Consider the following 25,755-nt stretch of genomic DNA (forward strand, 5'->3'; position numbering starts at 1 on the left):
GGGAAAGGACAGGATCACCTGTTTTAATCCACCTCATATACGGGTTGTCATCACTCTCTGTGCTTGGCCAACACGCCGCCTTTTTTAACCGGTCAAGCCAGTCATCCAGCGTCGCATTGTCAAGAACCGGGATGATGTGCTCCAGCCACGCAATTTTGCCACCTCGATAAGCGCCCCCTTCTTCGGAATGGAGTTCGCTTTCAAGTTCCGCAATAGAATCCGCTTTCCAGGACTCAATGGCAGTAGAAAAATCCCTTTCGAGAGCCGTCCGGTCATATCCGTTCAGCTGTAACCGCCGGCGCATCTGCGCTACGGTCGTCCGATAGCCGATAAACGTCTCTTCTGACCAGCTTCCGTCCTCCTCTTTGACAATCTCCCTGACACGGTCGCCCTGCTGAAAATACCACTGATAATAGTCATTCTGCGTATCGTAAAGAGTGAAGTTACCGATAGAGATACTGGTCCACGTTGACATAGAAAGCCCTTAACGTAATACAATTGAAATACATATGTATTTTATTATTTCTCATTGTCACCACGAAACGATTACAAAAGGATTTCTTTTGTAATTCAAATGAATTTCAAATGTATTCCTTTTGTATTGTTTAATCATCATGATAACGGCTGTCACCATCGCAAAATTCACATCCTCTAAAATGACTCAGTTCAGGCACGCTATCGCTGAAGTGGTTGCAGAACCCGCACGCGTGCAGTTCTTCATAGTAAGAAAGACAGTGAGTACAGAGATAACCATCACCGAGTTTACAGACACTGTCAGGTGTCATGCAGTTTGTGCAACCGGCAGGCAGTACGGAGTACTCCTGTTCATCGACGCTCCGGAATGTTTCCTCATCGAGAAGCGTCATTCGATCGACGACCTCGTTGCAGTTGTCACAGGTAAAAGGTTCATCACCTTCAGGTAAGGACTGTCGCTCGTCACAGTTTGGACAACTGAATAAAATATGACGGGACTGACTGGTACAGACATGGCATCGGGTAATGAACAGCGTTCGTTCCTCACTCCCGGTGGAATGAGATTGGGTAACCTGTGCTTCTTGTTTGCAGATATCACAGACGGCTATCTGCTTACCGGATTTGGCCAGCGCATCCAGTTCTTCTTTAACTTGCCGCAGCCGAACGGCAGCATAGAACTCACTTCCCCTGAGCAGTCGGGTTTCACCGTGCGCCAGCTTCCAGCTGTAGCTGTCTTTAGCGGCGAAGATGGACTTCCATTCATCCCGCATGAGACGGTTGAGGGCAAACCAGGCATCTGCCTGTTCTCTTTGGATCTGATTCTGTTCAGCGTCAGTGAATGATGGATGATAGAAGTGAGCCACCCGGTTGCGGTGCTGCCTGACTTTATCGAAAACGGTCATTGTTTCTTTAGGCAAGGGTTTCTCGAGGATGTCCCCGAGGCGGGTACGGGTTTCATCGTAAGTCACGGACTGAAAATCGCCTGCAACATACTTACTCCGGACAACTTTTTAACCTGAACAGACCAGTGTCCAGTGTTCGTGTACGAGGGGGACTTTCAGCAGGATCTCAACCGCGGTCCAGAAGCTGACGACCGAGAACTTCGCTTTAGATGCTTCCAGCTCTTCACGCGCCTTATCCAGAAACGCCAGCCCGTTGTCGATCAGGGCCTGAACATCCTGGCTGAGTTCAGGGGCCCGGGGTTCCTGGTCTGCATCATCATCATCATCAAACATGTGCCTTTCCTTGCTTCAGTTATTACCGCGCAGCAGCTGCAGCGCGTCACGTGTATCGAGGGTGAACCGCAGCTGCTGACTGGCGGCGATATCGAGCGCGAATATCTTCGTGTACACCTCGGTACTCTCAAACTTCTCGTGCCCCAGCAGACCCTGAAGCACCTTCGGGTGAACGTGGCCATATAAAAGGTGCATCGCAAAACTGTGCCTGAACGTGTGGGGGCTGACGTCGATACTCAGTCTGACACCGTCACGATTTGCAGCATCCGTAGCCCGCACCAGCCAGTTACGCACCGTCCGGTCGGACACATTCCACACCGGCTGCGCGCGGCGTTCGCCGGTGATGGGGTCATCCTCAAACTGCTCCTTCGTGCTGGCGAACAGCCGGCGCATCTCATCGACGTAGGCCGGATCGGAGAGCGGGACAACGCGGTTGGCACTTTTCCCCTTGCGCGGACGGCCACCGCCGGCACGCCGCTGCTTGGCCGTGCGCAGAACGACATGCGGAATGCTTTCATTAAGGTGAAAGTCGCGTCGCCTCAGGGCAAGGCATTCGTTCAGGCGCGCCCCGGTATTCCATAAGGTATTGAAAAAAGCGTGCTGGCTCCAGTCCTGAACAAAGTGCAGAAGTCCGGCCACTTCCGGGGCCAGCAGATATTTTGGCAGCTCGGTGTAGTGCCGGGCCATCTCGCGCAGGGAAAGTGCGCGGCCGTAGTCCAGGCCCGCCGGCTGTCCCGTTGCCGGCAGGGCAGGGGAGGCATTAATAAAAGAGGGCAGAGTCATGGTGTCCCCGTCGTTCTGGTCACGCTGTGTAAATTCTGGCGGGTCACACCCTTGCAACCCGGCCATTTTTCACGCAGCGCAATCTGATGAAGTTCTGCTGTCATTTTCGTCGCTCGCGACCGCGCCTGCCACGGAAAAAACCCGCAGAGCGCTGCGCGCTGAATTTCCGCTTTCTGGATATATACCATAAATCAGAAACAATTATTTTAGCGTGAGCAGAGATCGGGATCGGAAAAGGATCGAAAAAGGATCTTTTTTGCCTGGATGATGGGGTCAGAAGGGGAGGGAAGGACCGTATGTTGTGTTCTGTGACAAACAGCCCTCAGTCGGGTGACCTTTCCTCAAATAGCGGAAATCGGAATGCAGATTTTGCGCAGAATGCAGAAAGTGCAAAAATTGCACTCCTTTAAGATTTTGTGTATTATTAGCACATGGAAATCTTAAACACTCGAGGCGAGGCGATTATGACAAACGCAAGTTATGCATCAAAAGCCCGTGCTCAACACAAAAGCGCTGAGCACACTGAAATCCAGCTGTTACTGGCCCGCATCCACAATGTGGGAACCAAGTTCGTTGAGGCATTGCAGGAACTGCCACGCGAACAGCTGATGGATATGCTTACGTTGCAGGATGAAGAATTCTGGGCTGAGTTAAGAAAGCGGGCTCAGCTGATGACGCTAATTAATGCAAGAACTCCGGAAAAGCAGGAACAGGAAGATCGCGCAGAAGCCAGAGAGCTGTTTCTTAAATCTCTGGAGAAATCCGGAGGGGTACATAAGTCTTCCGCCGTCATTAAAATTCTGTCCACAACGGTTCCGACCCTTATAAAGAAAGGCAATCGTGGGGAAGTGATATTTATCAAATGGGGCGCTGAAAATCTGTATCCGGTATTTCAGTTCTGCACCCGTGAAGAAAATTCAGAAAGCGGTATGCTGGCCGGTGTCCCGGAATTATTATCCCTGATTAAACACAAGGTCAGTGCTGTACGTAAATGTCACTTTTTTACCCGTAAGGTCGATATTCCGGGAACTGGGAAACATATCTCTATTGTTGAAGCACTGCGTCGTGGTGCCACACCTGAAGAGATGGCCCATTTCAGAATACTGGCGGAAAACTTTGGTACCAACCATACCATGTAGAAAATGGGCCTTTCGGCCCATTTTTGATCTCAGAGAGTAAGAATACCCAGCTTTGATTTTAAGATCGCCTGCGTACTTTTTCCGTTGAGACTGAACTGGCTCAACGGGGTGACTGAGATATTCTTCAGCATCCCGTTTCCATCAACGGTGTCAGACCACAAAGCGATACAGGTTTTGCCGGTGTGTTGAGACAAATATTCAATACCATCAGCATACTGAGAAAGCACTTCTGCCAGCCACTGAGTATCCCCATAGACAGCTTTAGAGCCCATCAAATAACCTAACGGAGTTTTCAGATGGGGTGCCAGGGCAGCCAAATCAATGATTTTGATTGTGCGTGCTGCCTGAATTACCGCCATACAGTTGCTCTCAAGATCCTCTGTTTCGATGAACTGATCATCCTGATAAAACTCTTTCAGTCCTGTAAATGCCGTGGTGGCCAGATACATTACACCTTTGGATTTGTTACGCAGTGAAAAGCGGGTTTCTGATTTCGAATTGAAATGGATACCATTTCCACCGTAATACTGGTCCTGCACCTTGTAAAAATCAGGTTCAATAGTTAATTCTTTGAAAATTTCACTATCAGAGATTTCTGCGCCGGCTAAGATTTGATCTACTACATTATGTAGGTCCTCGGTAAATTGGGTCATGGATAATTCCTTCTGTAAAGTTTATATATCGATTTCTTTGAGTTTCCATGTGGAATTCCTCTCAGATTTACGTGTGTGTTGCGCCTGTTATCCAGGCGTAACGTGAGGTAGTTGCCCGTTAAGCTGACAACTGAGGTGATAATACATCACCAGGAGCTGGATGTATTAGAACGATCGGTTAAGAGTGCATTAAATGAGATATCCAACTAATTTTGGTAGGTTATAGTGGGGAAGGACGACAAGAAGATTAACCATCCTACAGCCATTAAGTGAAACCACTTCACGATTTAATGTAATACATAAGTAGTTCTTTTGTATTTCATTATGGTTCTGTTTCTATGTGAGAGCTCACCGCCTTTGACGGATATAACTGTTATTGATACTCATCCGGCCGCGTTAAATGTACAAGACTGCGGTAGCCATGGTCTTTCTGCCCCTAAAAACATCAAATTTCCTTAAGATATGCACCTCAGTACTGCGTCTGTCATAACATATGATTTGACACATCTTGAACTATAATTCAATTTATTGTCATGAAATCATCAAAGGGGGTCTACGGTGAAGCTCAGTGTCAGATTGCTTGAAGGGTTTAAAAAAACATATCTTCCCTTGCAGTTCAGGGCCTTCTGGAATGATGAAGGGTACTGCTATTTGAAAGTTCAGATCATTGACGGGAAGATGATTTTTTTCTGTGCTCAATTGTTAAATTATTATAATACCTCGATAACCAACGCTGTTGAGAGTGTGCGGGCATCAGCGGTAAATGCACTCATTAATGACGGTGCAATAAAAATAAATAACCAGCAGGGTGTTTTTGATTTATTTAAATCACAGGAACGTAAAGGTAAAGAGGTGCTGTCTATTCTGTTTGAGTATATTCGTCAAAATTCTGTATGGGTAGAACATTACGAATCTCAAATCAGCATAACCCAGGATGATCGATATAGCCTTGTACACTTTAACCAGTATCAGGAACCTAGCTGGTCTTTTATTTCTAAAGAAAATCTTGAAGAAAAATATCCGGAATTTGATTTTCATGTTTCCAGAAAAACCCTGGAAGACTGGCGCAATGCCCGGTTATCCACTCAGGCGATAAAAAAAATATTAAAAGAAAAGAACTGGACCATGAAAGAAGTTGCTGTGCGGTGGAACCGCTCAGAGTCATGGATGAGTAAAGTCGTTAATGATGAGCAAAGGGAACTCTATTGGGAAGACGCCTTTAAAGGTCTCCCTTCAAAAATACATCAAGAATGAAGACCGAATCACTATTTCTTGATGTTGACTACTTGTTCTCACCGGTCCCCTGCTTTGCGTAACGCAGAAATTACGATATTTAACTATCAGGATAAAATGGCCTGCTTATCCAGCAGGCCCAGTTGAGCTGGAAATCCAGCTTACAAAAGAGTACAAACGAAATACAAATGTATTTCATTTGTATTATTAAATATTCTCTTTAATCGCTTTCAGCACCTTCTCCGGCCCGGCTGATTGAGCAAGGTAGAGTCCTGCACGCAACAACGTCGATACCGTGATATTTTTATGTGTCAGAGCCTGGATCTGTTCGACCAGCTCCTGTGCCAGCACCTTTTCGGCGGGTGTCATGCGTATTGTTTTGGGCGTTTCACCTGTCGTATTTTTCTTTTTAGCCGCAATATTTGTCAGGCTGCTTTCTTTTCTGGCCCGTTCCGGTTTTTCCATTTTTGGTCGAACAAGTTCTTTAGACATTATGCTGCCTCACTGCTGATAATTTCTTCTAGCTCACGTGCCAGTTTGCCGTAGTCAACTAAAGCCATTGCGCTTTTCTGGTAGTAGTAGAGTGGCAGGCAAGCCACCTGAGACTGCACAATTGCCTGATCGGTACGAATCCGGCTTTTCAACAGGCGCGGAGAGATCCTCTCGTGTGATGTCAGCGCGGTATCGATATAAGTGTTAATTTTCTTATTGGCACCGTTGTAGTTATTACGGAACACGCTGAAACGCGAGTAATCTTCTTCAGAGATCTCATCCATGTAGTCCAGCATGATTTCCAGACCACTGAGCGAAAAACTCCCACCATCGACAGGAACAAGAACATGGTCGGCAATGAAAATGGCATTACCGGTTGCGATATTGAGCCCAGGTGCGCAGTCAATAATGATGTAATCGTATTCGGCCCGGACTTTCTCAAGGTGTCGGCCCAGGATTTTTTCACGGTGACTGCGTGTAAGGGTCTGTTCGATAATTTTTTCAAACGTCGGGTCGGACGGGATCAGATCAAGGTTAGGGATAGGCGCTTCACCGGCCATCGCAGGAATGATGACATCACGGATATCAAATCGGGAATTATTATATAGGTCGCAAATTGTTGGCCCATACATGGAATAGTACTTTTTGCCATTTGCGGTCACTTCTGTCGTATTGGCCTGCTGGTCGGAGTCAATCAGCAGCGTGCGCTTTCCTGATCGGGCATAGTGGACAGCAAGATTGGTCGCTGAACTGGTCTTACCAGGCCCGCCTTTGTTGTTCATTATTGCAACTATTCGCGCAGATTTTTCCTGTAGCTTGCTCATCATGACGGCTCCAGATTAGGGTTAGTAGTCAGGAGTATTTGTAATCCATTTAGCACACTTAAGCAATACAAATGTACTACAATTAACCCTCAAATATGCATCATATGATGAATACAGTTCACTGGAGTTATCCGTTCACACTCAAAGTAGTGGCAAACGTTATGGGTCTCAGAGTAATGCGATACCCGCCCTTCATTTTTATCAGATGAAATAATCAAGACCGTAAATGACATCTTCACCCAGATAAATACCGGGAGGGGCTTTGCTGGCCGAATCGATGTTCGGGTCAAAGGTCAGCGGATAAATCCCTGAACCGTAGCACCACATCGCGCTGGCCGGGCAGTAATAAGCAAGCGGTCTGTTCGATTTCGACACCACCACCCATTGTCTTTGTGTGCTGAGAGATATCGGTGCAGATTCCATGCTGGCAGGCCAGGGGCGGGTGCTCAGCCATAAATCCGTATGTCCCACGTAATTATTGGTGAGAAACACCCAGACCTGACTCAAAAGTTTATCACCCATCAGTATTCAACCCTTTCCACAAAAATAGTCACTCAGATAAATTATGACGTGCCGCAGATCGTCCTGCGTACAACCCTGAGTCAGTCACCCACCTGAATATTACTGTGCTAATTTTTACATTAAGTGAACATAACTATTTCAGGAAAAAACAACATTGATGATATTGCACAGAAAGGTCTGGCACGGATTATAAGTCGGCTGAAAAGTAACAGTTTTTTCAAATATACTTCCCCCCCCCCCGAATAACCGGTAACAGGTCTTATAAATATCATGGTGACATCGTCTTCGGGGAAACGGAAGCCGGCTCAACGCGCATATACCTTCGTGGAAAAGATTTTTTGGTCAAAAATGAAGTAGCGGACAAAGTGTTTGATCTTAAAAATGAGATGGCCAGACATGGCTTCAGCTATGAATTCCGTGATACTGACACTAAAGATGTTTTCACTCAGGTAATCACGCAACTGATTCGCACCGGAGTGCTGGTATGATTACCTTTCCGATGAAAGAGCTGATAACTCTGCTGACAGACACTGAACCTTTTAAAAAGGACTTCGTATTGTCAGAGGGAAATGCCTCCTTCTCAGAGACTTTATTTAATTACTCACTTCACCGTCTTTTTCGGGGGATCCGTCATCCTGAAAAAGACATCAAATTGCTCTGCTGTGGTGATGTCTACTATCACTGCCAGTGAGACGTGTACTGGCGGAATACTGGGATTTTACACGATGGCCCTTATGCTGCTGCGTAAGCGGACAATCGTATTCAACCACCTCGAGAAAAGGATGCCGGAATACTTTTCTCTGTACACTTATCTGGCTGATAAAAAAGGGATCCTTTCGCATTACAATATTTACTGGTCGCCCGCTGACAGCACCGGTGCCGGTGCGCATACTGATGACCACGATGTGGTCATCGTGCAGCTCGCGGGTAAGAAAAAATGGAAGTTTGAACACGAAGACATCACGCTAAAAGCAGGCGATATTCTCTTCGTCCGGAAAGGGACGCTTCATAATCCGGTAACGGAAGACGGACACCAGTCGCTGCACCTGACGGTGGGGCTCGTTTACGGAGTTTCCTCTTTCCCTGTTTTCCCTGAACCCGCGTGTGTGGAAGATCACGCCGGCGATATCTCAGCGGTGGAATTTTTCCGGAGTATGGGCAATCTGCTCGGGGGAACTGAACCGGTATTGCATACGGGTCAGGATGTTTTACCGGATGAGGGGAATTCTTACATCCGGTTCACTTATAAGGAAAATGCCCTTGAATTAACGAAAGAAGTCTTTCATCACATCTTTGAACGCCGGAGCCTCAACAATTTCTCTGTCCGGCCCGGTGCTGACCGAAAAGACGTCATCAACATCATTCTATCTTTCTATAAAACAGGTATCCCAGTGGTAATTGGGGCTGCCCCCGTTGAAATAAAAGGAACAAGTTAATGCTTGATTATATGCTTGAGCAGTTCAGCAGGCTGCCTGTTGACTCATGGTTACTCAGGAACGGCATGAAAGACTATATTGATGAACAGCTGCTCTGGTGTGAGGACAGCAATTTTTCATCAAATTTCCCTTTCCGGGAAACCGGTCTGCCTCAGGATTTTTTTCTTCAGAAAATCATTTCCTGCGACGGTAATGACTACCTCACCGGACCCAGATACAGAGGCGGCGATTTGAAGAAGCCGTTCATTGATCTGGTCGCCAGCTCTGCTCCTCTGACCCGGCGGGCAATGGCCTCAATACTGGACGTATGGCATCCCATGGGCGCACGTTCAGTCCGCGTTCTCCGACCCGTATCTGAGGATACGCGCGGTTGTGCCGACCAGTTTTTCTATGTCGGCGGCAGCGTGGATGAAAAAAAAGGAGCTGTAATCAGCGGCCATACTGTCCGCATTGAGCGTGCCTGCCAGCAGTCAGCTGAGTGGTGCCTTCAGGCTCTGGAACTTGCCTATGCCGAGACTTATTCCAGCAATCCTTTCCTGAAGGATAAGGTGGTTCCTGCAGATGAAGAAGACATTCGCGATGCCATTAAGGACGGAAACCTGTTCATCATAGTTTATGAGGGGTTGCGTGCCGGTTTTATCATCTGTGATAACGCGCGCAGGGCTTTTATATCCGGACAGTGGATCACCGAGGAGATCGTTATTCCGCGCTTTCGCGGAAAGCATATTGCGGGTTCCGCTCAACAGGCTTTACTTTCTTTTCTCAGCACGCCCCGCACACCGGCATCGCTATGGGGAACCATCGAAAGCAGTAACCTTCCTTCAATACGCGCCGCTGAGCATGCCGGGAGAAAGCGGGTGATGGAGTATGCTTTTCTGTATGGGGAAGATGTGCATGATTAAGAGCTACCGGCAGCTTACGCTGTGTCTTTTCATACTGTTGTCCACATTCGGCTTCTGCCTTTATCTGGGTTTTTTTTCCTTCTATCTTGTTAAAATAAAAACCGACCCGCTTGTTATTTCAGTGCTGATAGGTTCAACTGCGCTGTCAAGCCTGGTGTGGGGGCCTCTGGCCGGGCGGCTCATCGATCGGAGCCGTCACCGGTTCTTCTGGCTGATGACTGCGCAGGCGTGTTGTGGCTTTCTGGTTTTCGCTTTCGGAAATCAGTCGCATTTCAGACCCGTCGTCACACCAGTACTGGTTATATCCCTTTCCCTCACCGTAAATTTTGCGTCGATTATCGTTAATCAGTATCTGCTGCCTGAACTTCACAGGGATTATGAAACGAGTGTGGCCGTGGCGTCATATATCAGCGGGATCGCCGTTTTCGTCACCGGATTGGTACTGGCCGCCTTGTATGACCGCTATTCACCCTCCCTGTTTTTCAGTGTAGCCGCCGGCTGTTTCCTCATTTCGGCCCTTACACTTCTTCCCCTGATCCGCGGTAAGACCTGCGCCGGTCCGGATGAGGATGTCCCTGAAACGGAAAAAAGAGACTTCGCCGGTATTTATCGTCAGACCTTCCGGTGTCTTAAACGAAACTGGTTTCTTGCGCTGGCTATGTGCGTGATGGCGTTTACGGAGACGTCGTTTAATACCAATTTTGACGTGATTGCGTTTTCATTAGGTACCACACCGTTTGCTGCTGTTTTTATTCTGGGAGCAATCAGCGGCGTCCTTGACAGCCTGGCTTCGTGGCTTTATCCCCGCTCGGTGGGGCAAACTACGGTTAACTTCCGGTGGCGTTTTTTTCTTTGCACCTTTTTGTTTATTTTTTCGGCAGCGGCCTTACTTACTTTCTGGGACTATGACAGAAAGCCGTGGTTTCTCCCCTCTCTTGCCCTGTGCCTTGAACTCACTGGTGTATGGTGGTCAATTTTTATTGCCGGTCAGGTCAGGGCTGCAAGTCATGAAGGTGAATATGGCCAGACCATGGCTGCATTCCGTGTTCCGCGTTCAGTGGTGACATTCTTCGGGATGACCACTATAGGTACAGCGTTGCAGTCCGGTGAGATTGCCTGGGTTTTATCTGCTGATACCGCCCTGCTTTTGCTTCTGCTTGCCCTTAATGTTCATCTGTACTTTAAAAAAAATGCTGAACGCTGCGATATGGAAAAGTCAGCTGCGCCAGTAGATTAGGGCTGAGAAGAATCCTGTACCCATAGTAGCGGGCCTGTACGCTGTGCAGAGCCCTGCACAGGAATGACGTTTTTTTTCCTGCGGCACAAGAGCGCTTATTCTTATCGGCCGGCATTGGTGTTATCGGTGTGTAATACCATGGACGTTTTTCGTATGTAAAAGCTCTTCCACTGCTCGTAAGCGTACTGCGAGAGCCGTATTGACGGGGGGGTTATTCAGTTGGCGGCGGCGTGATTCGCCACCTTGTGATCCAGCCAGTCAGCTGCATACAGACCGCCTTCCCGGCGGTTTTTTTTATGCCTTTTCTGCGGTGACAAGACAGGACGGAAGTCTGCCTGCCCCGTGGCTCAGCATCCGACTTCGGGAGTTTTCGGATCTGCGCGGCGGGAAACCCGTATAGGATATGATAATAAAACAAGAAGCACAAAATCATACTGGATATGGTATTTGTTGTTATTCATTGAAATCATATTTGATATTATATTTACTGGATCAGTTTAAAATCATTCATGATATGAATTTTCACTTAACCCGACATTATCAGACGGAGCGTGCAGGATGGAACGAGAACAGAACACTTCACTCCCCTATGAAATCCTGACAGGTGAATGTGAAGCCGCTATCAGAAAGCATCTGGCCAGAACGGAGATCCTTGACGGCATTGGCCTCGCACTCGAGCAGGCAAAGGCGTATGCCGTGTTATCACTCTGGTCCAGTCTGGCCGTCGCGGCAAAAGCCCCCCGGGAGGTCATCGACGCGGACAGGGAACGTCTGATGCTGATCGTTGCAGGAAACCAGACCATGAGGCTGCATTAATGACCGGTGTGAAAACACGCCGCCCGTCCCCCCTGCAGCGGCGGGTGCTGATTGTGCTGGCCGCCCTTGATGCGAAACGTCCCGGACCGGTGGCCACGCGGGATATTGAGCGGGTGCTGGAGCAGGGCGGGGACGCCCCGGTGTACGGAACGAACCTCCGCGCCTCCTGCCGGCGCATGGAAGCCGCGGGCTGGCTGCGCACCCTGCGCGCCCCGAACATGCAGCTGGCCGTTGAGCTGACGGACGCCGGCCGTGCACTGGCCGCCCCGCTACTCGCTGACGAACAGGCGCGCGTCCTGGCGGAGCAGCGCGCGACGGCGGTCCGGGTTCTGCCCCTGGTCCCGCGCAGCCAGGCAGAGGAAGCTGACGACCGGCCGGTGGAGCTGAACGGTTGCTGGTACCTGGCGTGCCGGGGCGACTACGTGATCCGTCTCGACGGCATCACCTGCCTGCAGCTGTGGAACACGGCCGGGCAGCTGACGCGCCTGGAAGGCGATCCCCTGCAGGTCGCCGCCTGGCTGCAGGCCTGCCATGAGGCGGGGATTGCGGTCCGGGTGCAGATCAATGAGAGCGCCGCGCCGGAGGAGGGTACACCGGACGGTACCGCGCCGGCGGACCTGACCGGCACCTGGTACCGCCAGCTGGACACCGCGCTGCAGGCGCTGGGGATCACCGGGCTGACTGAGGATATTCGCCTTGCCGTGATGAGCCCTGAGGAAGCCCTCCGAGCGCTGCCGGCACCGGCGCGGTTTCTGCACGTTCTGCGCGACAGTCCGGAGGCGTTCCCGCTCACGGCTGCCGGGTATGAAGAAGACACGCAGGCCGCGCTGGCTGACCTGCTGGCCCGCGCGGGGTTCACGGGCGACCAGGCGCAGGAGCTGCGGCTGCACCGCATCCGCTGGGCTCAGATGAGTCAGGAAGACGCTGACCGGCGCGAACTGAACTGCCTTCTGGATGAGCTGGAACGGCGACAGCTGTACTGCAACCGCGGGCAGCTGACGGAGATTGTGTTTTCGCCGGTCCGCAAACCCGGCGAGCGCTGGACGGAACGTCTGCAGTGGCTCCTGATGACGGACGCATTCGGGTTCCGGAGTCCGCAGCCCCGTGACGCAGGCTCCAGGGCTCTGGCGATCCTGGCCGGTTACACAGGGCAGGAGGTGGCGGACCATCTGGCCAGGGTGATTGTGTGGAACGACGCCGGAGCAGTGGCCGGTACGTCTTCATTCCCTCGTCCGCATGAGGAATAGAAAATTGCCAGAAAATACATCTATTTATGTATCAATTATTGCCATCATAATTGCATTAACCGCAATGCTGGTCAGTATTCATACATGGAGAAGAGCGAAGAGATACAAAATTATATTTAAAAAGCTGAAACATGGGGATGAGTTGGATGACAGGGAAATTTTACTCCTTCAGAAGCTTCGTAAACCGGCTCGAAAATAATGTCTGTCTGTTATAAAACGCGACCTGACGTCCATCTCATCGTCACCTGCACGCGCCGCAAAACTGTGGCTGCAGGTGATGCGGTCTTCCCGGATGAACGTGACGTGGAGGGAGCTTACAGGCTCTGGACGGAAAGACTGGCGCAGGCCCGTCGCGGATCGCCCCCCATGACCGCCGGCGAGCTATATACAGGCCAGCACTGGAGCAGGGCAGCTGCAGCTGCAGCGCGTAGTGGTGCTGAGATGTGGATTTTATCCGCAGGCCTGGGGCTACTTCATGTCTCTGATCCCGTGGTCCCGTATGAAGCGACGTTCTCCACGATGCCGTTCTGCCATCGCACTTACTGGGAAAGGCTGACAACGCGTCCACCTTCGGAACGACGGTGTACCTCCCTGAAGGCGCTGATGCAGGCAAGGCCTGACGATCGGTTTGTGGTGGCGGCCTCCCCGCTTTATCTGCGTGCCGTTGAGTCAGACCTGCTCGCAGGCATGAAAGCCCTCTGCAATCCGGAACAACTGGCAGTGGTCACGTCAAAAGGCTATCAGGGAAGCCTGAAGGGCAATGTCAAGTATACGAGTGCAGACATGATGAAGGCCCTCAATACCAATATGACAGGCCTCAATATCAATTATGCCCTGGAGCTCATTGGCTGAGGGGATCAGCACATCAGAAAAGCAGTTCAGGTAAGTATCTTCAAGAGCCGCTTTCGCGGCTCTGACTGCAACTTAATAGTTCTACGGCGCGTCAATTGCCAGGCGGTACATTTCTTCCAGTGCAAGCGGACACCTGAGCGTCAGCGTCTGTTGGTCGAAAGCCTCCCTTCCCAGCAGTACATACCAAACTTCATAGAACATTTTGGATGTATCGGTACCATGACGGCGGTAGTTCGCTCTGGCCTGTTCTGTGGTGGTAACGAGTTCGTTCAGCGTCATCTGATAATTCATCATAGATACCTCTTGTGGCCCAGGGGTATCCTGAGCCTTGTGTACCTTAGGCTCATGTCACGACTGCTGGCAGACAACAAAAAATATCAAATCACTCAGTGCAAGCATAGCCGGCCCTGACCCCTGGTATGTCTCTTCAGAAAAATAAAAGTCCCATAATGGGACAAAAAACTTGAGATAGTCCTAAAATGGGACTAACATTATGACATGAAGATAATCGCTATCAAGACACTGAGGGATTTCTGGACGGCGAATCCCGATGCAGAGCAGCCGCTAAAAGCCTGGGTAGATGAGGCCAGTAAAGCTGAATGGAAAACCCCGGCAGAAATCAAAGAACAGTACCGCAGTGCCAGTATTCTTAAAAACAGGCGAGTGGTTTTTAATATTAAGGGAAATGACTATCGGTTAATTGTTGCGATTGCATACCAGCGAGGATGGATGTTTATAAAATTCATTGGTACGCATAAAGAATATGACAAAATAGATGCTGAAACTGTCAGCATGGAGTAAACCCTATGCAGATTAAACCAATTAAAACTGAACAGGACTATGAAGCTGCGTTACGCGCCGTAGAGCCTATGTTTGATAACGAACCTCCTGCCGATACCCCGGAGGGAGACTTTTTTGAAATCATGTGTGTGCTGATTAATGAATACGAAAATAAACACTTTCCTATCGAAGCGCCGGACCCGATTGAAGCTATTAAGTTCAGGATGGAACAGCAGGGACTGACGGTAAAAGATCTTGAGCCGGCAATCGGAAAATCTAACCGGGTCTATGAAGTGCTTAACCGTAAACGTAATCTGACACTGCCCATGATCAGGAAATTACATTCAATGTTCGGTATTCCTTTAAAAAGCCTCGTTGGAGGATAAGCCGAGTTGAAATTTACGTTCTTAATAACCGCAATGTATACAACCTGGGATAACGAATAATGAAACGGAAGTTTTGCTCTCTGATCCTGATCGTTATGGCGTTTTCGGCCAGTGCAGATTTCAGCGGCCGGATTGTGCGCGTGCTGGACGGGGATACCGTTGAGATGCTTGAGCCAGGAAACCAACTGACGCGCATTCGTCTGGCCGGCATCGATGCGCCGGAAAAGAGTCAGCCCTTTGGCCAGCGTTCCCGTCAGGAACTCTCATCAATGGTGGCCCAGCGGCATGTAACCGTCACCGGAAGTGATAAGGATCGCTATGGACGTCTGCTCGGTACCGTGTGGATTGGCGTGACGGATGTGAATGCCGAACAGATACGCAAAGGCCTGGCCTGGGCATACCGGTACCACGGAAAACCCACCCGGCCAGACTACGCTGTTCTGGAGGCCGAAGCCCGCCTTCAGTCAGTCGGACTCTGGTCAGAACCGGGTCAGACTGAGCCCTGGCGCTGGCGTAGCCTGCATCAGAATGGGCTAAAAAAGAATAATGATTAAGGAGATTTCCGAATGACGTTAAAATTGACAGAAAGCAAGCTGGAAAACCTTGTAGATACTTTAAATGCCATTATATGCGGTGAAGTAAATATTACACGTGAGCAGCGTGAAAATATGGTCAGGACGGTTGCAATTCTGGGAGGGTTAACGGAGCGGCAGCGCCTCATCACTGCGGAAAAAGAAGCTAAAAAGCAGGTAAAAGAAGAAAAGGAAAAAAAACCACGCCTTCCGGATGAAGTGTTTCCGCGTTCAGGAAAACCGTGGGCACCGGAGGACCTGGACCTTATTCATTCGATTATTGCTGATATTCCGGATGACAGAATCGACGATCATATACTCTGGCTGTCGAAGAAACTGCAGCGCACCCCTTATGCCATCACCCTGAAAATTGTCAGTGAAGGCCGTATGAACGAGGAATGGGCTAAAGGGTGGAAGCCTGCCGCAAAATCTATTCGTGAAGATTTCGCTTTGGTCAGGGAAAAAATTTCAGCAAATAATACAGATAATTCATGAGCGAACGCCATATATATAAAAGGGTCGATACATTTGCCCAGATTTTGGGCGCTAATATGAATTTTTTATTAGGATTTTTCCCACTCCGCTAAATATAATATTCATGCAGCCGATAATAAGAGTGTAAGAAAGGGGGCGGTGTGAACGATTTTCATATTTTAAGTATTTGTATTCAGAATAAGGATGTGGCAGGCGCAATGCGCGTGCTGCGTGATAAATCAGAATTTGCGGTGCGCAAGATTCTGGAGAAACTTAAGATCAGGGTCACAACGCAAACCGGCAGGGCATTCTGGCATTATTTTCAGGGCTGGCTGTTAACCGCTTGTCGCCAGGGGAATCTACAGCATGAATCGTTCAGTACCCGACGTTCTTCCCACTATCCGGAACGCCAGCCAGCTCAGTCCCGCAGCTCTCGATATGGTCAAACTTCTCGCACTTCTGGCCATGATTATCGACCACATCAATACGGTGTTTCTGTCGCCAGCCTTGCCGGTGATGTATGCGCTTGGCCGGATGGCCTTCCCCCTGTTCACGCTTATATGGGCGATGAACGTACAGCGCACCCCGGAACGACTTCAGAAGAGAGCCAATCGTCTGTGGATCTGGGCAGTCATCACCCAGCCGGTGTTCAGCCTGGCCTTCTGGCATCAGCAGCCCTGGTGGGCCCTGAACATTCTGTTCGTGTTTGCCGGCGTCACGCAGCTGCTTGCCCTGCAGTACCGGCACGGCCGGAAAGGAATGTTTGCGGGATATCTGCTCCTGGCCCTCATGATTTGGCCACTGCAGCCGGCAAGCTACGGGCTGGCAGGAATAACGCTGGCCATCAGTATGGCAACGGTTTCTGGCCGCGATACACCCGGAGTGCAGCGGCTGGCAGCCCTCGCTGCCGTGCTGTCACTGATTTGTTTAAACGGGTTATCGCATCTCCTGGATATGCCCGCAGAAACATTATTACTGGCCACGCTGCCTACTCTGGTATTCCCCCTGGTGGTGGTTTCATTCTGCAGGCAAATCTGTCCGGAGGGCCGCAGGCGTTTCATGCCGCGTAATTTCTTTTATTATGCTTACGCCGGTCACCTGGGGATTATTGGTCTGGTACAGTATACTTTCGCCTGATTAGGGAGGACGTGATGGCTATCAGTGAGAAAGAGCTGCTTGAGGCAGGTTTCAGCAAGAGTGAAGTGGACAATTTACTGGGCAGGCTTGCAGCAGGCGGAGGCACCATGCAGCATCTCATCGATGCGCTCTCTCGGCGCTTCCGGGTGTCGGTATGGATCACTGTCGCGCTGGTTCTGGTTATGCTGGTCACCCTCATTGCCGGCAGCCGGACACACATTCTTTCCGGGGGAATGAGTTCCCTTGTCGTCCTGATCATTGCCTGGGTGACCTTCCCACCTGTACTGGGCTGGAAAGCATTCCGCCTGCAGAAGACTATTTCCCGGAAGGCTCAATAGTCAGTAAATCAAGCGCCACTTTGGCTTTAACCCCCCATCCCGCAATTTTAAGCGCCATTGCGGGACGTGGCGTGCCGGATACTTTCCTGAAGAAATCGGGCCTGGTCCAGTACCACAGCCGTTGTGCTTCGGGTTTCAGCCTCAGGCCATACGCGCCGTAGACTTCGCTGAAGAGTGTGACAGCCTTGTAGGTCCCCAGCCCCTGCTGCCGGCTGAAGCCCAGGAATTCTGCGACCTCCATCGAGCCGTCAGCGAAAATTCCCTCCGTCTGCTTATCACCGAGGAGGTTGTGTGCGGCCTCACGTGAAATAGTGTTAAGCCCGTTAACAACAATCACGGCACCGGCCACCACGCCCACCGGCGTCATGGAGGACATCATGACGATCCCACCAAAGATGGCCGCACCGGCCACCACGACGTCGACCGCTGAAATGATGTAGCCCACAATTTTGTTCTCGTCCCGGACAACCTTCACCTCAGCATAGAGTTTTGCATAGCCGGTTTTTAGCGATCGGGACTGCTCCAGCAGGCTGGTATTCTCAGCCCGTAAGGCCCGCAGACAGGCCATACAGTCATCATCCGTTTTCGCCCGGCGCGCGGCCTCAAACTGGGCCATGATGAATGCCCTGATCTCATCCACAAACTGAATCCGGATAAAACCATCCTGGAGATGCATAGCCGCCACCGTGTTGGCCGTATTCACCAGTTTCCGGGCCTCAAGGTTGATCATGGTTTCGGCCCAAGCACGGGGATTCTGGCCGGGTAAAAGCAACGTGTCCATTTTATCGCCTCGCTTATCTGTTTCTGAAAGCATATTCCCGAAACGAGTTTTGACAACAAAAAAAGGGCACGCTGCCCTGCAGAACTCACTGATGCCGCATCGCGGCATGGAGGCGCCAGCTGAAGCCAGACAGGGAGAGAAAGTCGACGGGCGCCGTGACCGGCTTAAGCCGCTGCGGTTTGAAAGGTTCTGCCTGTCCCATCCCTTCCCTTGTATCTAACAGTTTGTGGTGATTAGCTACCACCACTGAAGCAGAGTGAGCCGCCCCCTTCCCTTAAGGTCAGAAAAGTCGGCACCGCTGAACCTTGATTTGCAGCATATGGCCCTCCGCTTCACCTTTCACGCCAGCACATCAGGTTGAACGGTTACCGGGAGCTCGACTCCGTATGTACAAGGCGAACAGGCGTGACGGTTTATGTGAGAGGAGTTTAACCATGTTTCCAGTCGGCATTGACGTAAGTAAAAACACCCTGGATCTTTGCATGCTTTATGACGGTATCAAAGGACGCATAAAAACCCGTAACATCCAAAATAACAGACATTCAGTTGAAAATATTCTTCGCTGGCTCAGGCTCCAGCACTGCGGTCCGGAAGATGTTCATGTGGTGATGGAGGCTACCGGGGTTTATCACGAACGGCTGGCTACTGAGTTACATGATGCTGGTTTCTATGTCTCTCTGGCCAACCCTCACCGTAGCAGAGAGTTTGCACGCGGCATGGGAATAATGACAAAAACGGATAAGGTGGATGCGTATATGCTGGCCTGCTACGCATTCCTTAAGAACCCTCACCGCTGGGAGCCGCCGGCACCCGAAATCAGATATCTCGGTGCACTCCTGCGACGGCGGGATGTTCTGCTGGGTGATGCCCTGCGTGAGGAGAACAGGCTGGAGAAATACCTGTCCACAGACACACCTGCAGATATTATCAGTTCCTGCATGCATATGGCGCAGCTGCTGCGCGACGAGGTAAGCAATATCGAGCGGCAGATTAAAGCGCATATCAAAGCCAGCCCTGCACTGAGGCGTGATTATACACTTCTGACCTCAATTAAATCTGTTGGCCCCCAGCTGGGAATGCATATGCTGGTCGTGCTTCGCAGCCATGACTTTTCATCAGCTGAGCAGGCTGCCGCATTTCTGGGCGTGGTGCCGATCGAGAAACGTTCAGGCACATCGGTTCGGAGCCGGCCCCGGATGTCGAAAATCGGTCCGCCTCAGTTGAGAGCGAAGCTTTACATGTCTGCGCTGTGCGGAAAAATCTACAATAAGCGAATGCGTAATATTTACGATGAGATGTGCCTGCGGGGTAAACCTAAAATGGTGGCCATTGGCGCGCTGATGCGGAAACTGGTGCACTGGTGTTATGGCGTCCTGAAGACCGGAACCGTTTTTAATGACGAAGGCCTGAAACAGGTACTGTCAACCTGACTGTACCAGGCAGGCATTAAACTCAAGGTAACGCTCACTGCGATAAGTGAGCGCAGTCCGCTATGAGCGAGGAGCGGAAGTTGATTTCACCGCAAGCCTGGAAGCCTGAAAGTAAAAAGGCTGAACTGCAAGGGCATCAGCATGATGCCCGAGCGAAATGAGCGCTTGTGCGACCAGCCATAATCCATTATCCAGTATGCTCTCTGTCTCAGCAGCTGATCAGCCATCCGTTGAACGTGTTATTTCTTCCCATTGTTCTATTTCCTTACCTAATGCCTCGAGCTTTTGCCGCACTAAACTTAATGCATCACTGCCTAACAATAAATGCGTTGGAGGGTTCTGACTCTCAATCATTGCCAGCATGGCATGTGCGGCCTTAACGGGATCGCCGAGTTGCTTACCGCTTTTTTCTTCACGTGCCTGACGAATCGGATCAAATAAAGCGTCGTAGTCCGGGATGCTGCGAGCGCTGCGTACCATCGATCGTCCGGCCCAGTCGGTGCGAAACGAGCCAGGTGCCACGGCGGTTACGTGTATGTTGAACGGAGCCAGCTCTTTACTTAACGTTTCTGATATTCCTTCCAGCGCAAATTTGCTGCCGCAGTAATAGCTGATGCCGGGCAGGGTAATGAAACTGCCCATCGAGGTGATATTAATAATATGGCCATGACGACGCTGGCGCATGCCCGGTAGCATGGCTTTGATCATTGCCACTGCGCCAAACACATTGACTTCAAACTGGCGGCGCATCTCTGCGAGCGAGGATTCTTCCATTATGCCTTCATGACCGTAACCGGCATTGTTTACCAGCACATCAACCGGACCGACGGTAGACTCAATCTCCGCAACCACCTCATCAATATGCTCAAAGTTCGTGATATCGAGCAGACGGCCGAAAGCCCGCTGCGAATGAAGCGCCTCGAAATCGTGCTGTGCTTCGCGGCTGCGCACGGTACCGATGACCCGATGGCCTGTGGCGAGGGCTTCCTGCGCCAGTGCACGGCCAAAGCCACTGCTGACGCCGGTGATTAAAATCGTTTTTGCAGATGTCATAAAAGAACTCCCATGAACAATGAAGGTTGCATGGTATTCTACGTCCTGCCGCATTTTTAGGCCGTATCTTCTATTTTTCTTGCCTGATTTTATGAGGTGCTGTGATGCCCGGGATGATTACCTTAGTTAAAGCACTTGCGGTGCAGGAGGGATATAACCTTACCGCATTGCCTGATGTGCGAATATTGCGTGCCGATCGTCCACTTGCCAGAACGCCAGTGCTTTACGATCCGGGGATCGTGATTGTCTGCCAGGGGAGCAAACGCGGCTATTTTGGTCAGCAGACCTATTTATATGATGAACAGCACTACCTGGCGGTTTCGGTGCCGGTGCCGTTTGTGATGGAAACCGACGCGTCCGCTGAACATCCGTTGCTGGCGATTTATATGCATCTGGATTTTCATTTGGCCGCTGAACTGATGTTGCAGATTGAACAGCATGACGCCCGATATCCTCTCGCCGCGCCGCAAAGCATGATGTCGAGCCCAATGGACGACGCGGTAAAAACGGCCGTGCGGCACTTGCTCGAAGTCCTTAACAATCCGCTTGAAGCGGCGATCCTCGGTCCTGCACGGGTACGTGAGCTCTATTTCCGCGTATTAACAGGCGCACAGGGAAATGCCATGCGCGCCGCGCTGACCTTGCAAGGGCAATTTGGCAAAATCGGTAAAGTGCTACAGCGCATCCATGCTACCTACGCTGAGCCGTTAACGCTGACGCAACTGGCGATGGAAGCCGGAATGAGTGTGCCGACGTTTCACAGCCATTTTAAAGCGATAACCCGGATGCCGCCGATGCAGTATGTTAAATCGGTACGCCTGCACCAGGCGCGGATGTTGATGGTGCGTCAGCAAATAACTGCTGCTGCAGCGAGTTACGCCGTCGGTTATGAAAGTCCGTCGCAATTTAATCGCGAGTTTAAACGCCTGTTTGGTCTGCCACCCGCAGAGGAGATTAAACGTATGCAGCGATACTTCGCCGTTCCGCCTGTACAGCAAGCGTCGATATTTGTTTCATCGCATTAAGGCTTATTCGCCTGAATATACCAAGAAGTATGAAAGGTCCGCTTTTGGCACAGGGCTGCTGTTGCAGCCCTGACAAACTTAGACTTCAATCGATTCAGAAATCTCTAACGCATCATCGACTTCAATACCCAGATAACGGACCGTGCTTTCCAGTTTCTTATGACCTAACAGGAGTTGAATCACACGAAGATTCTTAGTTTTCTTGTAGATCAGGTAAGGTTTTGTTCTTCTCATGGAATGTGTACTGTAAAGAGAATCTTCGAGACCAATTTTTGCTACCCACCCATGAAAAATTCGGTTGTATTGCCGGGGTGATATGTGTTGGTTAATACCGACCCGAGATCGGAACAGGTAGTCTTTACCGCGTAAATTGCCAAGCTTTATCAATGCAGAAACAGCCTCTCTTGTCCCTTTGGTTATCTCAAATTGGACAGGGCTGCCGGTTTTCTGTTGTAGCACCGTAGCTCTGCTTGAAACAGAGCTACCATATGCAACATCAGATACTTTGAGTTTTACCAGATCACAGCCTCGAAGCTTACTATCCAGGGCCATATTGAACAGAGCCAAATCGCGCGTTTTACCTTCCAGTTCAAGCCTGATTCGGATCCCCCAGATATGAGATATCTGAAGTGGTCTTTTTTGGCCGATGATACGGTCTTTGTTCCACGGTGATGTGTTCATACTCAAATCTCCTGAAATGTGGGTGATCTGAGTATGGCTGTCCCTCATGAGCGAAAAGCGGACATTAAAGGCTGTTGGCTATAGCCCTCGCACTACTGATGTCGACGGTACCTGGGGGCGCATCATGTTTCTAATAATACTCTCTTCCGAAGAAAATCAATGAGAACGCGTACTTTTAATGTCAGGTGTTTTCCGGAAGGCCATAGAACATAAAAAACGCCTGTACGTTTTGTGTAGCCGGTTAAAACAGGTCTTAGCGTGCCATCAGATAAATGTTCTTTGATGGCAAACTCTGGCAAATAAGCTAACCCCAGCCCCTGCCGGGCGAAGCTTATCCGCGATTCGATATTATTGCAGATCATAGAAACCGGCAGCGTCAGTTCGGACATGCTGTCATCACTATTGAATTCCCATGGTTCGAGTTTGCCACTGTGTGGAAAACGATAATGCAGACAGGTGTGACTGAGAAGATCGGCTGGTAACAGGGGAGTGCCTTTTTGAGCAAGGTACTCGGAAGATGCCACAAGCACTGAATGAAAAGATCCCAGTTTCCTCGCCTGGAGGCGCGAGTCTGCCGGTTCGCCAGCTCTGATAACTGCATCAAACCCTTCACCAACAACATCAACAAGCCTGTCGGTAAAGTCTAAATCCAGCTCAATTTTGGGGTATTTCCGCATAAAATCACCGAGCACTGGAAGCAAGGGAGTACTCATTACCGGTAAACTTATACGTAAACGGCCACGAGGTTCTTTAGTGGAACCTACCAACTCTGCTTGCACTGCCTCTATCTCGGCCAGAATCCGTCGGCTTCGCTCCAGTAAGCGCTCACCTTCTGCCGTAAGGGTTATGCTGCGCGTTGTACGGTGGAAAAGACGCACGTTTAACTTCGCTTCCAGCCGCGCCACGCTCTTGCCGACGGCTGAAGCAGAAATACCCATAGCACGTCCGGCAGCGACAAAACTGCCTGCTTCCGCGACACGCACAAAAACCAGGAAACTATTGAGGCTGTCCATAATATCCCTCATTGCGGACATCAGAGTCCGTAAAGACAGGAAATGTACACCAGTTTTTTCCTGATACCAAAGCGGCTAAGGTAAAAACTCTTTATCACGTTGGAAGATGAATATGGTGTTTTTGTATGTACTGAATTCTATAGACGAGCGTGGCCAGGCCGATTGCCCCGGCGGTGGAAGGTCATTCGGCATTTTGAACGATGAATCACAGTTAACTTCCGGAGAGGGTTATGCGTGAACGCCCGGTCATGAAAGCCATTGCTTATCGAAAAAACTCCGTTCTGAGTGAAGAGGATTGCCTGACTGACGTAACCACAGAACGCCCTGTACCCGGCCCCTATGATTTATGTGTCGCCATACACGCCGTTTCGGTTAACCCTGTAGACACCAAAATACGGGCAGGCCTCGTTGATGCACCCGATAGTGTTAATTACTTAGGTTGGGATGCCTCTGGCATTGTTGATTCAGTGGGAGAAAAAGTTACGTTGTTCAGTCCCGGTGACAAAGTGTATTACGCGGGTTCTTTCCATCGCAGCGGCAGCAACGCGCAGTTTCATCTTGTTGACGAGCGCATCGCAGGACATATGCCCAAAAGCCTGAACTTCGCCGCCGCCGCAGCGCTGCCATTAACCTCCCTGACCGCCTGGCAGCTCCTTTTTGAGCGACTTTGCGTTCTGCAGGACAAAAAGTCGGCTACAGGCAGCTTGCTAATTTTAGGTGCCGGGGGCGGAGTGGGCTCAATGATGATCCAACTTGCGCGTCGCCTGACAGATCTGACCGTCATTGGCACAGCCTCCCGGGCTCAAAGTCGTGACTGGTGTCTGGCCCTCGGTGCGCATCACGTCATTAATCACCGCCTGTCATTAAATGAGCAAATCAGTTCGTTACCCATACCGCCTGTCACGTACATAGCTGCGCTATCGAACACAGCGGAGCACTGGATACAGCTTTCGGAATTAATTGCTCCGCAAGGAAAAGTCGCGGTTATCACCGACCACGATTCGCTGGATTCTGTGCCATTCAAAGCCAAAAGTGTCTCTCTGCACTGGGAGATGGTTTTCACCCGCCCGCTTTTTGAAACGCCAGACATGGTTGAACAACATCATATTCTCGAAAAGATAGCCGCTCTGGTGGATGATGGTGTGCTGCGATCGACAGTGAACTGCGTGCTCCATCCACTCGACGCGGCTCGTCTGCGAGAGGCACATCGGCTTGTTGAAAATGGCGGGATAACAGGTAAGGTCGTGGTAGCTAACTCTCCCGCGAATACGAAGAATTAAATTTGAATGATACCAGCTAGATCATTTTATAAATGAGTAGCTGGTAAATTCTGAATGTCGGCTCCTGGCACAAAGCGGACATGCTGGCTGAGCTGGAGGTCCGCTATGAGCGAGAAGCGGACCTTGGAATTGTTTATAAAATTCCGGTTGGTGTCTTTCTGGATTAGTTTAGAGATGAAAAATATTGAGTCGGTGATTTACCCAGCGCTTTCCTGAACATCGTAATAAACGCACTGACCGAATCATAACCCAGCGTTCCGGCTACGCGCTGCACGGGCTGACCTTCTGCCAGATGGCTAAGCGCAATCATTAAATGCAGTTGCTGACGCCAGCGACCAAAGCTCAGTCCTGTGGCATTTTTTATCAGCCTGGCCAGCGATCGCTCGCTGGTTGCCAGGTGTACAGCCCACTCTTTTAACGTCCTCCGGTCATCAGGATACTTAAAAAGTGTTTCAGCCATAGCCCGGATTTTCGGATGGTCGGATACAGGCAGGTGAAGCGCTCTAACCGGCACGTCCGAAATATGTTCCAGCAGTACTGCTGCCAGCCTCGCGGTTTTGCTGTCAGGCGAATAAACATGTTCCTGCTCTGCCAGAAACAGAACAAGCTCACGGACCAGAGGACTAATCGCCAGGGCACAGCAGGTTTCCGGCATCGCTGCCGCGCCGGGTTCGATAAACAGAAAGCAGGTCTCTGCATTCTTTGTGACCCGGCAGCTGTGAGGGATTTCACCCGGTACCCAGACAGCATGTCCCGGTGGAACAAGCCACAGCGCATCCTCAACCTCACAGCTTACTGCACCGCGCAAAGAGAGAATAAGCTGACCCTTACGATGAGCGTGCGGACTCTGCCCGGCATACTCGCCAGACGAAGACACTTGCAGGGCGATAGCAGCCTGACTGAAAGCATCAGCATCAAACTCATCCGGTGTGGTCACCGTCCTTTTATTAACTGGCATGA

29 protein-coding genes and 1 pseudogene are annotated in these 25,755 nt (G+C 50.4%); 17 read left to right on the forward strand and 13 right to left on the reverse strand.

Translation table 11 applies throughout. The annotated features are described in order from the left end of the window. The 3 genes and pseudogenes from LA04_RS04870 to LA04_RS04880 all read right to left on the reverse strand — a co-directional run. Nucleotides 1-475: HEPN/Toprim-associated domain-containing protein (locus LA04_RS04870; protein WP_047650675.1), on the reverse strand; the 475-nt coding region annotated here is incomplete at its 3' end. Nucleotides 476-605: 130 nt separating this feature from the next. Continuing rightward, nucleotides 606-1,709, reverse strand: a pseudogene (locus LA04_RS04875) (hsdR). A 15-nt stretch (nt 1,710-1,724) separates the two neighbouring features. Next, entirely contained in the window at nt 1,725-2,492 is a 768-nt protein-coding gene (locus tag LA04_RS04880) for a tyrosine-type recombinase/integrase (protein WP_045261325.1), read from the reverse strand. Nucleotides 2,493-2,956: 464 nt separating this feature from the next. Here LA04_RS04880 and LA04_RS04885 point away from each other — a divergent pair, with 464 nt between their 5' ends. Next, on the forward strand, nt 2,957-3,631 hold the full coding sequence (locus LA04_RS04885; protein ID WP_047650676.1) for a hypothetical protein: 675 nt from the start codon (nt 2,957-2,959) through the stop codon (nt 3,629-3,631). Nucleotides 3,632-3,660: 29 nt separating this feature from the next. On the opposite strand, the gene LA04_RS04890 is transcribed toward LA04_RS04885, so the two are convergent. Next, nucleotides 3,661-4,284: an RES domain-containing protein gene (locus LA04_RS04890; RefSeq protein WP_047650677.1), complete on the reverse strand. Its 624-nt coding sequence runs from the start codon at nt 4,282-4,284 to the stop codon at nt 3,661-3,663. Between the two features lie 558 nt (nt 4,285-4,842). Between LA04_RS04890 and LA04_RS04895 the strand changes: the two genes are divergently transcribed. Continuing rightward, nucleotides 4,843-5,538 carry a hypothetical protein gene (locus LA04_RS04895; protein ID WP_047650678.1) on the forward strand — a complete coding sequence of 232 codons (696 nt, stop codon included), beginning with the start codon at nt 4,843-4,845 and terminating at the stop codon, nt 5,536-5,538. Nucleotides 5,539-5,724: 186 nt separating this feature from the next. Here the strand turns inward: LA04_RS04895 and LA04_RS04900 are convergent, their stop codons facing one another. From LA04_RS04900 to LA04_RS04910, 3 genes are all read right to left on the reverse strand, one after another. Further along, on the reverse strand, nt 5,725-6,009 hold the full coding sequence (locus tag LA04_RS04900) for a hypothetical protein (RefSeq protein ID WP_032627126.1): 285 nt from the start codon (nt 6,007-6,009) through the stop codon (nt 5,725-5,727). Next, nucleotides 6,009-6,836 carry a ParA family protein gene (locus LA04_RS04905; protein ID WP_045261351.1) on the reverse strand — a complete coding sequence of 276 codons (828 nt, stop codon included), beginning with the start codon at nt 6,834-6,836 and terminating at the stop codon, nt 6,009-6,011. Before LA04_RS04905 ends, LA04_RS04900 begins: the two co-directional genes overlap by 1 nt. Nucleotides 6,837-7,034: 198 nt before the next feature. Next, entirely contained in the window at nt 7,035-7,355 is a 321-nt protein-coding gene (locus LA04_RS04910) for a hypothetical protein (RefSeq protein ID WP_047650679.1), read from the reverse strand. Between the two features lie 725 nt (nt 7,356-8,080). Between LA04_RS04910 and LA04_RS04920 the strand changes: the two genes are divergently transcribed. The 6 genes from LA04_RS04920 (at nt 8,081) to LA04_RS24310 (ending at nt 13,845) form a co-directional block, all read left to right on the forward strand. Further along, nucleotides 8,081-8,791 (forward strand): JmjC domain-containing protein, encoded by a 711-nt coding sequence (locus LA04_RS04920; protein WP_047650681.1) that lies wholly within the window; start codon nt 8,081-8,083, stop codon nt 8,789-8,791. Then, complete coding sequence (locus tag LA04_RS04925; protein WP_047650682.1) at nt 8,791-9,693, forward strand: hypothetical protein; 903 nt, start codon at nt 8,791-8,793, stop codon at nt 9,691-9,693. Before LA04_RS04920 ends, LA04_RS04925 begins: the two co-directional genes overlap by 1 nt. Continuing rightward, the gene (locus LA04_RS04930; protein WP_161785588.1) at nt 9,686-10,930 is read left to right on the forward strand and encodes an MFS transporter; all 1,245 of its coding nucleotides are present in this window, start codon (nt 9,686-9,688) and stop codon (nt 10,928-10,930) included. Before LA04_RS04925 ends, LA04_RS04930 begins: the two co-directional genes overlap by 8 nt. 558 nt (nt 10,931-11,488) lie before the next feature. Then, nucleotides 11,489-11,746: a hypothetical protein gene (locus tag LA04_RS04935; RefSeq protein WP_047650684.1), complete on the forward strand. Its 258-nt coding sequence runs from the start codon at nt 11,489-11,491 to the stop codon at nt 11,744-11,746. After that, complete coding sequence (locus tag LA04_RS04940; RefSeq protein WP_047650685.1) at nt 11,746-12,993, forward strand: hypothetical protein; 1,248 nt, start codon at nt 11,746-11,748, stop codon at nt 12,991-12,993. The genes LA04_RS04935 and LA04_RS04940 overlap by 1 nt, the downstream gene beginning before the upstream one ends. Nucleotides 12,994-13,359: 366 nt before the next feature. After that, nucleotides 13,360-13,845 (forward strand): DUF6884 domain-containing protein, encoded by a 486-nt coding sequence (locus tag LA04_RS24310; protein ID WP_148103337.1) that lies wholly within the window; start codon nt 13,360-13,362, stop codon nt 13,843-13,845. Between the two features lie 81 nt (nt 13,846-13,926). Here LA04_RS24310 and LA04_RS04955 read toward each other — a convergent pair whose 3' ends face one another. Beyond that, nucleotides 13,927-14,139 carry a hypothetical protein gene (locus LA04_RS04955; RefSeq protein WP_032663669.1) on the reverse strand — a complete coding sequence of 71 codons (213 nt, stop codon included), beginning with the start codon at nt 14,137-14,139 and terminating at the stop codon, nt 13,927-13,929. A gap of 204 nt (nt 14,140-14,343) precedes the next feature. Between LA04_RS04955 and LA04_RS04960 the strand changes: the two genes are divergently transcribed. The 6 genes from LA04_RS04960 to LA04_RS04985 all read left to right on the forward strand — a co-directional run bounded on the left by LA04_RS04960 (nt 14,344) and on the right by LA04_RS04985 (nt 17,532). After that, complete coding sequence (locus LA04_RS04960) at nt 14,344-14,646, forward strand: type II toxin-antitoxin system HigB family toxin (protein ID WP_047650687.1); 303 nt, start codon at nt 14,344-14,346, stop codon at nt 14,644-14,646. Nucleotides 14,647-14,651: 5 nt separating this feature from the next. Then, nucleotides 14,652-15,011: a helix-turn-helix domain-containing protein gene (locus LA04_RS04965; RefSeq protein WP_029403836.1), complete on the forward strand. Its 360-nt coding sequence runs from the start codon at nt 14,652-14,654 to the stop codon at nt 15,009-15,011. Nucleotides 15,012-15,070: 59 nt separating this feature from the next. Then, a complete protein-coding gene (locus LA04_RS04970) occupies nt 15,071-15,565 on the forward strand; it encodes a thermonuclease family protein (RefSeq protein WP_047650688.1) in 495 nt (164 codons plus the stop codon). Nucleotides 15,566-15,577: 12 nt separating this feature from the next. Then, the gene (locus tag LA04_RS04975) at nt 15,578-16,078 is read left to right on the forward strand and encodes a hypothetical protein (RefSeq protein WP_023345532.1); all 501 of its coding nucleotides are present in this window, start codon (nt 15,578-15,580) and stop codon (nt 16,076-16,078) included. Nucleotides 16,079-16,423: 345 nt separating this feature from the next. Next, nucleotides 16,424-17,194 (forward strand): TraX family protein, encoded by a 771-nt coding sequence (locus tag LA04_RS04980; RefSeq protein ID WP_047650689.1) that lies wholly within the window; start codon nt 16,424-16,426, stop codon nt 17,192-17,194. A 14-nt stretch (nt 17,195-17,208) separates the two neighbouring features. Beyond that, nucleotides 17,209-17,532, forward strand: coding sequence for a hypothetical protein (locus LA04_RS04985; protein ID WP_047650690.1), 324 nt, complete (start codon nt 17,209-17,211; stop codon nt 17,530-17,532). Here the strand turns inward: LA04_RS04985 and LA04_RS04990 are convergent. Continuing rightward, on the reverse strand, nt 17,510-18,313 hold the full coding sequence (locus tag LA04_RS04990; RefSeq protein ID WP_047650691.1) for a DUF4225 domain-containing protein: 804 nt from the start codon (nt 18,311-18,313) through the stop codon (nt 17,510-17,512). The two genes, LA04_RS04985 and LA04_RS04990, sit on opposite strands and share 23 nt — an antisense overlap. A 434-nt stretch (nt 18,314-18,747) precedes the next feature. Between LA04_RS04990 and LA04_RS04995 the strand changes: the two genes are divergently transcribed. Further along, nucleotides 18,748-19,743, forward strand: a complete 996-nt coding sequence (locus tag LA04_RS04995) for an IS110 family transposase (RefSeq protein ID WP_047650692.1) — start codon at nt 18,748-18,750, stop codon at nt 19,741-19,743. A 219-nt stretch (nt 19,744-19,962) separates the two neighbouring features. Here LA04_RS04995 and LA04_RS05000 read toward each other — a convergent pair whose 3' ends face one another. Next, nucleotides 19,963-20,796 (reverse strand): oxidoreductase, encoded by an 834-nt coding sequence (locus LA04_RS05000; RefSeq protein WP_047650693.1) that lies wholly within the window; start codon nt 20,794-20,796, stop codon nt 19,963-19,965. Nucleotides 20,797-20,900: 104 nt separating this feature from the next. Between LA04_RS05000 and LA04_RS05005 the strand changes: the two genes are divergently transcribed. Beyond that, a complete protein-coding gene (locus tag LA04_RS05005) occupies nt 20,901-21,821 on the forward strand; it encodes an AraC family transcriptional regulator (RefSeq protein ID WP_012540028.1) in 921 nt (306 codons plus the stop codon). Nucleotides 21,822-21,899: 78 nt separating this feature from the next. Here the strand turns inward: LA04_RS05005 and LA04_RS05010 are convergent, their stop codons facing one another. Both LA04_RS05010 and LA04_RS05015 read right to left on the reverse strand, forming a co-directional pair. Next, the gene (locus tag LA04_RS05010) at nt 21,900-22,502 is read right to left on the reverse strand and encodes a site-specific integrase (RefSeq protein WP_047650694.1); all 603 of its coding nucleotides are present in this window, start codon (nt 22,500-22,502) and stop codon (nt 21,900-21,902) included. Nucleotides 22,503-22,624: 122 nt separating this feature from the next. Beyond that, nucleotides 22,625-23,515, reverse strand: a complete 891-nt coding sequence (locus LA04_RS05015) for a LysR family transcriptional regulator (RefSeq protein WP_047650695.1) — start codon at nt 23,513-23,515, stop codon at nt 22,625-22,627. Nucleotides 23,516-23,763: 248 nt separating this feature from the next. Between LA04_RS05015 and LA04_RS05020 the strand changes: the two genes are divergently transcribed. Beyond that, complete coding sequence (locus LA04_RS05020; RefSeq protein ID WP_047650797.1) at nt 23,764-24,795, forward strand: zinc-binding alcohol dehydrogenase family protein; 1,032 nt, start codon at nt 23,764-23,766, stop codon at nt 24,793-24,795. A gap of 163 nt (nt 24,796-24,958) precedes the next feature. Here the strand turns inward: LA04_RS05020 and LA04_RS05025 are convergent, their stop codons facing one another. Beyond that, nucleotides 24,959-25,753: an AraC family transcriptional regulator gene (locus LA04_RS05025; RefSeq protein ID WP_052119522.1), complete on the reverse strand. Its 795-nt coding sequence runs from the start codon at nt 25,751-25,753 to the stop codon at nt 24,959-24,961. Between the last annotated feature and the right edge of the window lie 2 nt (nt 25,754-25,755).

Source organism: Enterobacter sp. UCD-UG_FMILLET, assembly GCF_000762975.1.
Taxonomy (GTDB): domain Bacteria; phylum Pseudomonadota; class Gammaproteobacteria; order Enterobacterales; family Enterobacteriaceae; genus Enterobacter; species Enterobacter dykesii.

Excerpts from the sequence above, each read along its gene's own strand:
- LA04_RS04880 (WP_045261325.1), bottom strand. The coding sequence starts at position 2,492 with ATGACTCTGCCCTCTTTTATTAATGCCTCCCCTGCCCTGCCGGCAACG.
- LA04_RS04885 (WP_047650676.1), top strand. The coding sequence starts at position 2,957 with ATGACAAACGCAAGTTATGCATCAAAAGCCCGTGCTCAACACAAAAGC.
- LA04_RS04890 (WP_047650677.1), bottom strand. The coding sequence starts at position 4,284 with ATGACCCAATTTACCGAGGACCTACATAATGTAGTAGATCAAATCTTA.
- LA04_RS04900 (WP_032627126.1), bottom strand. The coding sequence starts at position 6,009 with ATGTCTAAAGAACTTGTTCGACCAAAAATGGAAAAACCGGAACGGGCC.
- LA04_RS04905 (WP_045261351.1), bottom strand. The coding sequence starts at position 6,836 with ATGATGAGCAAGCTACAGGAAAAATCTGCGCGAATAGTTGCAATAATG.
- LA04_RS04910 (WP_047650679.1), bottom strand. The coding sequence starts at position 7,355 with ATGGGTGATAAACTTTTGAGTCAGGTCTGGGTGTTTCTCACCAATAAT.
- LA04_RS04920 (WP_047650681.1), top strand. The coding sequence starts at position 8,081 with ATGGCCCTTATGCTGCTGCGTAAGCGGACAATCGTATTCAACCACCTC.
- LA04_RS04925 (WP_047650682.1), top strand. The coding sequence starts at position 8,791 with ATGCTTGATTATATGCTTGAGCAGTTCAGCAGGCTGCCTGTTGACTCA.
- LA04_RS04930 (WP_161785588.1), top strand. The coding sequence starts at position 9,686 with ATGATTAAGAGCTACCGGCAGCTTACGCTGTGTCTTTTCATACTGTTG.
- LA04_RS04935 (WP_047650684.1), top strand. The coding sequence starts at position 11,489 with ATGGAACGAGAACAGAACACTTCACTCCCCTATGAAATCCTGACAGGT.
- LA04_RS04940 (WP_047650685.1), top strand. The coding sequence starts at position 11,746 with ATGACCGGTGTGAAAACACGCCGCCCGTCCCCCCTGCAGCGGCGGGTG.
- LA04_RS24310 (WP_148103337.1), top strand. The coding sequence starts at position 13,360 with ATGACCGCCGGCGAGCTATATACAGGCCAGCACTGGAGCAGGGCAGCT.
- LA04_RS04955 (WP_032663669.1), bottom strand. The coding sequence starts at position 14,139 with ATGATGAATTATCAGATGACGCTGAACGAACTCGTTACCACCACAGAA.
- LA04_RS04960 (WP_047650687.1), top strand. The coding sequence starts at position 14,344 with ATGAAGATAATCGCTATCAAGACACTGAGGGATTTCTGGACGGCGAAT.
- LA04_RS04965 (WP_029403836.1), top strand. The coding sequence starts at position 14,652 with ATGCAGATTAAACCAATTAAAACTGAACAGGACTATGAAGCTGCGTTA.
- LA04_RS04970 (WP_047650688.1), top strand. The coding sequence starts at position 15,071 with ATGAAACGGAAGTTTTGCTCTCTGATCCTGATCGTTATGGCGTTTTCG.
- LA04_RS04975 (WP_023345532.1), top strand. The coding sequence starts at position 15,578 with ATGACGTTAAAATTGACAGAAAGCAAGCTGGAAAACCTTGTAGATACT.
- LA04_RS04980 (WP_047650689.1), top strand. The coding sequence starts at position 16,424 with ATGAATCGTTCAGTACCCGACGTTCTTCCCACTATCCGGAACGCCAGC.
- LA04_RS04985 (WP_047650690.1), top strand. The coding sequence starts at position 17,209 with ATGGCTATCAGTGAGAAAGAGCTGCTTGAGGCAGGTTTCAGCAAGAGT.
- LA04_RS04990 (WP_047650691.1), bottom strand. The coding sequence starts at position 18,313 with ATGGACACGTTGCTTTTACCCGGCCAGAATCCCCGTGCTTGGGCCGAA.
- LA04_RS04995 (WP_047650692.1), top strand. The coding sequence starts at position 18,748 with ATGTTTCCAGTCGGCATTGACGTAAGTAAAAACACCCTGGATCTTTGC.
- LA04_RS05000 (WP_047650693.1), bottom strand. The coding sequence starts at position 20,796 with ATGACATCTGCAAAAACGATTTTAATCACCGGCGTCAGCAGTGGCTTT.
- LA04_RS05005 (WP_012540028.1), top strand. The coding sequence starts at position 20,901 with ATGCCCGGGATGATTACCTTAGTTAAAGCACTTGCGGTGCAGGAGGGA.
- LA04_RS05010 (WP_047650694.1), bottom strand. The coding sequence starts at position 22,502 with ATGAACACATCACCGTGGAACAAAGACCGTATCATCGGCCAAAAAAGA.
- LA04_RS05015 (WP_047650695.1), bottom strand. The coding sequence starts at position 23,515 with ATGGACAGCCTCAATAGTTTCCTGGTTTTTGTGCGTGTCGCGGAAGCA.
- LA04_RS05020 (WP_047650797.1), top strand. The coding sequence starts at position 23,764 with ATGAAAGCCATTGCTTATCGAAAAAACTCCGTTCTGAGTGAAGAGGAT.
- LA04_RS05025 (WP_052119522.1), bottom strand. The coding sequence starts at position 25,753 with ATGCCAGTTAATAAAAGGACGGTGACCACACCGGATGAGTTTGATGCT.